4 protein-coding genes are annotated in these 5,068 nt (G+C 58.5%); all 4 read right to left on the reverse strand.

Features of this window, described 5'->3' with window-relative positions; translation table 11 throughout:
• Nucleotides 1-827: 827 nt before the first annotated feature.
• From HY010_21060 to HY010_21075, 4 genes are read right to left on the reverse strand one after another with little or no spacing between them, the layout of a single operon-like run.
• Nucleotides 828-1,763: a glycoside hydrolase family 130 protein gene (locus HY010_21060; protein MBI3478232.1), complete on the reverse strand. Its 936-nt coding sequence runs from the start codon at nt 1,761-1,763 to the stop codon at nt 828-830.
• Nucleotides 1,760-2,797, reverse strand: a complete 1,038-nt coding sequence (locus HY010_21065) for a glycosyltransferase family 4 protein (protein MBI3478233.1) — start codon at nt 2,795-2,797, stop codon at nt 1,760-1,762. The genes HY010_21060 and HY010_21065 overlap by 4 nt, the downstream gene beginning before the upstream one ends.
• A 17-nt stretch (nt 2,798-2,814) precedes the next feature.
• Nucleotides 2,815-4,278, reverse strand: coding sequence for a glycoside hydrolase family 130 protein (locus HY010_21070; protein MBI3478234.1), 1,464 nt, complete (start codon nt 4,276-4,278; stop codon nt 2,815-2,817).
• Between the two features lie 33 nt (nt 4,279-4,311).
• Nucleotides 4,312-5,022 carry a hypothetical protein gene (locus HY010_21075; protein MBI3478235.1) on the reverse strand — a complete coding sequence of 237 codons (711 nt, stop codon included), beginning with the start codon at nt 5,020-5,022 and terminating at the stop codon, nt 4,312-4,314.
• Between the last annotated feature and the right edge of the window lie 46 nt (nt 5,023-5,068).

Consider the following 5,068-nt stretch of genomic DNA (forward strand, 5'->3'; position numbering starts at 1 on the left):
ACGATGGCGATGAGCGTGACCGGCGGACTGGCGGTCAGCGAAGGGAAGTTGCGGCAAATTGGGGTTGGACGTGCGCCCAGACCCTGGCCTATGCCAACCAGCATCGGCCGTGGCCGTGTACCAGACGCTGTTCGAGCAACTGGTGGTGATCTGCCAGGCCGAGGCGATGGAGAAGAGGCGGGAGTTCCGCTTCTCACAGTGGTTACCAGGTCCTCCTGTCGAACTCCAATCGGATTCCACGAAGGCAGGCTGAAATCGGAAGAATCCCTGTAAGCGCTTGAAACTATGGAGACAAATCGACGCGACCGGCGACGGATTCGAAGTCAAACAGGTCCCTGCTCGCCCCGTCTGTACACCCGTTCCAAGTAGCAGTTGTTACCTGCACGGGTGTCCGTGCAGACAATAACTCAACACGGGCCGAGTCTCTGAGTGCCGGAACGTGGGCCGGTGCTTAATAGCGACTCGGTGACGGTTCCGCCGGCTTGGGGCACCTTGGGCGGAACAGGATAACTTCCGAGTGGGCCGTGAAGGGGACTTCCGCCGGCACGTCTTTCTTCTTGGCTCTAGAGCCGCACCGGGCCCTTGCAAATTCCGATGGTGACAGCTTCGGTGCGGCTGGAAGCGCCCAGCCTGGCGAGAATCGAGGTCACGTGGAACTTTTGTGGAACTTCACGGTGTGTTCCGAGATTCCCAGTTCCACGCGATGATTTTGTTCGCGGACGCTTTAATACGATGTAAGAAGCAATCATGCGGCCGATCGTGGGTGTGAGATCGAGCGCGATCCAAGCCGTGATCCGGCCGTCCTGAGGCTCCTGAAATTGCCATGCTTACTTTGCCGATCTACTGTGATGCAGACAGAGAGCGACCAGATCGGAGATGTTCGCCTCGCCCACGCACATGACCGTATCCGCGCCGCCCCAATAAATCTTCACCGTTCCATCGGACTCTGCGACGGCGCCACAGGTAAAGACCACGTTGTGGACATATCCGGTTATTTCCCAGGGGTCTTCCGGTTGCAGGATCCAAGAGTCGCTCACCCCTACGACCTTCGCCGGGTTCTGGAGGTCATGAAGAGCAACGCCCAAGCGATAGACCGATCCGTCCATGGTTTTGAACACGCCGTGATAGATGGAAAGCCACCCCTGGTCCGTTTTGATCGGCGGCGCGCCGGGACCGACCTTCATTTCATCCCAGTGATATGGTTCGGGCCTCATGATGAGCTGGGACTCGCCCCAAAAACGTAGATCCGGAGAATAGGAAATCCAGATTGACCAAGGAGCGATTTCCGAATGGGGACGGTCAAGCCGGGCATAGAGGCCGTCAACCTTTTCGGGGAAGATCACCACATTCCGATGGTCCGCCTGCGTGATAAGAGAGACCCTTTCGACCTGATTGAAGTCCCTCGTCTTGGCGAGGGCGACCCGGACTCCATTTCGCGAGTAAGCGCTGTAGGTGATGATGTACTCCCCTTCCAGCCGGGTCACGCGTGGATCCTCGACGCCGAACTCTTCATAGGGCGCAAAAGGGTTTTCCCGCGCAGGAGTCAGAAAGGGCTCTGGATCGGCGGTGAACTGGAATCCGTCGGGGCTGCGTGCCAAACCAATGATGGACCGTCCCGTGCGCAGATGAGAGCGAAAAAGCATGACGTACTCGTCCCCGTGCTTCACCACCGCCGCGTTGTGAACGGTTTCCACTGAGTAGGGGATCGCCGCCCTGGTGAGGATGGGGTTGCCGCGGTATCGTCTGACAATGTCCGGCTTCATGGGCGCCTCGTCGCTTCGAGATCAAGAATCGTCCGGTAAACCCGCTCGTAGGACTCCACCATCGCTTCGATAGAGAAGCATTGCCGGACCCGTTGGCGGCAGACACTGCGATCGATCTCCGAGAGACGCTGCAGGTCCTGCACGGCTTCGTGGACGTTGTTGACCAGGAAACCCGTTTGCCCGTCTTTGATCACCTCACGGCAGGAGCCGAGGTCCATGGCGATGACGGGCACGCCAGCGGCATTGGCTTCTGCCAGGACAAGTCCGAATCGCTCCGGGATAGTGTTCAGGTGCAGTAGAGCTCGGGCACGCGCGAACAACTCATTCTTGGCCGGCACGTCCACCGGCCCGATGTAGCGGATCGTCTGATCAAGGTGGGGCTCCACCTGCTTTCGGAAGTATGTCTGATCTTGGATAATGCCCGCGATGAGCAGCGGCAACCCGCTCAGGCGAGCAACCTCGATCGCCAGATGGACACCCTTGTCAGGGTGAATCCGGCCGAGGAAGATCAGGTGATCACCGCCAAGTTTCTGGAGCGGGTACAACGAGAGGTCGATTCCGTTATAGACCGTCGCCAGGTAATTCAGCCCTGGCGCGCGATCAGAGTTGCTGATGGAGACAAAATATCCGCTACGATACTTCTCATAGACGGGCATGATTCTGGGCGACGAGAATCCGTGGATGGTAGTGAGGACCGGCGTCTTCACCAGCCGAGTGTAGGACAGCGCCATGAAGTCGTAGTGGCTGTGGATGAGGTCAAACTCAGCAGCGTGCTCGAACAGTTCGGAGATGTGAAGGTATTCGGCGACTTTGGGATCGATGGCGGGATCCTCTTCATACCCCCGGTCTACCACGGCATGCAGGTGAGCGCGGGTCACAGAATCCCGGCTGGCGAACAAGGTCACATCCCAGCCACGGGAGACCAGTCCTTCGGTGATGTTGCTGGCGACCGTCTCCCACGCGCCGTAGCGCCGGGGAGGTGTTCGCCACGCGACGGGCGACAGGACAGCCACTCTTTTGTTGGGGATGGTCATGCTGGTAAACGGTCTTCCTAATTCATGGCAGCCAGCACCTCAGCAAGTGGGACGGTTGCGATACCCGTGGCGTGATCGGCCAGACCATAGGGAATGATCAGTTCGCCGTTGTGGAGCAGAGCGCCGCAGGTATAAACGACATTGGGCACGTAGCCTTCACGCTCGTTCTGGTTAGGCTTGAGCAAGGGTTCGCGGAGTCGTCCAATCACTTTGGCGGGATCATCGCGATCGAGGAGGAACGCGCCGATGCAGTACTTTCGCATAGGGCCGACACCGTGGCTGAGGACCAACCATCCGGCATCGGTCTCGATAGGAGATCCGCAGTTCCCGAGCTGGACCAATTCCCAGGGAAAAGTAGGTTTGAGAAGCACCCTGCGCTCATTCCAGAAGTGGACGTTGTCGGAAAACATCAGGTAGATGTTCTCGTTGTCCTGGCGGGACAGCATTGCATAGAGGCCGCCGATCTTCCGGGGGAAGATGGCCATGCCTTTGTTTTCGGCGGCCGGACCATTCAAGGTTATGAATCGAAACAGGAGGAAGTCAGAAGTCTCCACCAGTTCCGGCACCACGATCTTGCCATCGAAGGCGGTGAAGGTCGCGTAGTAGATGTGGGTGCCGTCGTCGTTCTTGAAACAAACGAAGCGGGCGTCCTCGATGCCGTTGCGTTGGGAGGGCGTGGCCGGGAAGATAATACGTTCGGACATCTGCTGTTCGGGCTGGAACTGAACTTCGTAGTTGGACCGGGCCAGCATCCAAATCCCCTGGGCGGCGTTCTGATCTTCCTGTGTCATTCCATCCGGCAGGCGGAACTGTTCGGCTTTGAGACCGGCGCGAAGCTCTTCCAGTGCGAACGACTCCCCGAGTTTGTTCATGACCCGGCGCGTGAATTCGCCGGTCAATCCCAGTTCAGAGAGTTTTCGCCCGAACAGCGCCTTCTCGTACTGGGGGTTTGGGATCTGGCGCGGCTCGGTGAGGAACCCAGTGGGGGTGAATACCTCGATCCGCTGGTCGGGATGGATGATACCGGTTCGGAAAGTGATGGAGGAAATGTGTCCTTCCCCGGTGGCGCGCAAGCTGAGAATAAACCGCAGCGCGCCGGCCGGCAGATCAGTCTGGTTAGGGTGCGGAACGATGGACGGATTGAACAGGGCCGCCGATTCCAAGGAATATTCGGCCAGGAAATAGGAGCCGATCAACAGTTGTCTTTGTTCGGAGAGTTCCTCATCCGTCAACAGCGACTCGCTGACCTGTTCGAAGCGCTCCAGAAACAGTTCGCGGATCTGCTGGTGCCGTGGGGAGAATTCAGCGGAAACCTCGTCCAGGAGGGGACCGACTCTGTCTTCCGGGAGCGCCATGATCCTTGCGATGATCCTAGCAACCCGCTCGGGATTTCCCGGACTGAAGGGCCGCAGAAGAACGCGTGACTGGTCGGGCTTGAGGATCGTGGCCGTGCGTTTGACGTAAAGTGAGTTGGCGTTCATGTTTTTCCAGGGAAACGAGATAGGAAACGGAGATTACCCTTCCATGGCGATCGGTTCCTTGAAACTTGTCAGCATATTTTGAGCCAAGCGCATCTCCCCCAGCGAAAGCAAGAAAGCCAGGGTTGATTCCGCTCCCTGGTTCCGGTTGACCCGATCCACGTGCAATCCATCGCGGCAGCCGCCCGTTTTCGAAGAGTAGAGTTCTAATCCGAGATCATTCCAGCCGATGAACCAGTCGAAGGCGCGCTCCGCCTGTTCATACCAGCACGAGTCCGATGTGGCGCGATAGGCTTCAAGACAGGCCGAAACCATTGCTTGCGCCTCGATCGGCTGCTGGTCAAAGTTGGCCCGCGTGCCACCACGGCGATAAAACCCGTTGGTGCCGATGGATCGGAAGTGACCCTTCTCGGAGATTTGCAATTCCGTCAGCCAGCGCAGCGCTTCCAATCCTCGCTCAAATACCGCCTGTTGTCCGGTTCCCCGTCCGCTCAGAATCAAAGCGTGCGCGAGCTTCGCGTTGTCGTATGTCAGTTCCTCTTCAAACCAGCGCCAGCCCGGCTGGGCAATCCTCTCGAAAAGTTCCATGAGCCGGCAAGTGAGCGTCTCTCGGGTCTGGGTAACGAGGCTGTCGCCGCTCAACCGGCGCAGGTATTCATGAATGCCGATGAGTGCGAACGCCCACGCACGCGGCGAAGTGAACTCCATCAGGGCAGGCAGCGCCAGTGCGAAGAGTTGTCCCGCCATGATCTGGAAGCTCCGATACGGAGAACGCCCCACTCCCACGCCCAGC

The organism is Acidobacteriota bacterium (genome assembly GCA_016196065.1).
Classification (GTDB): domain Bacteria; phylum Acidobacteriota; class Terriglobia; order Terriglobales; family Acidobacteriaceae; genus Acidiflorens.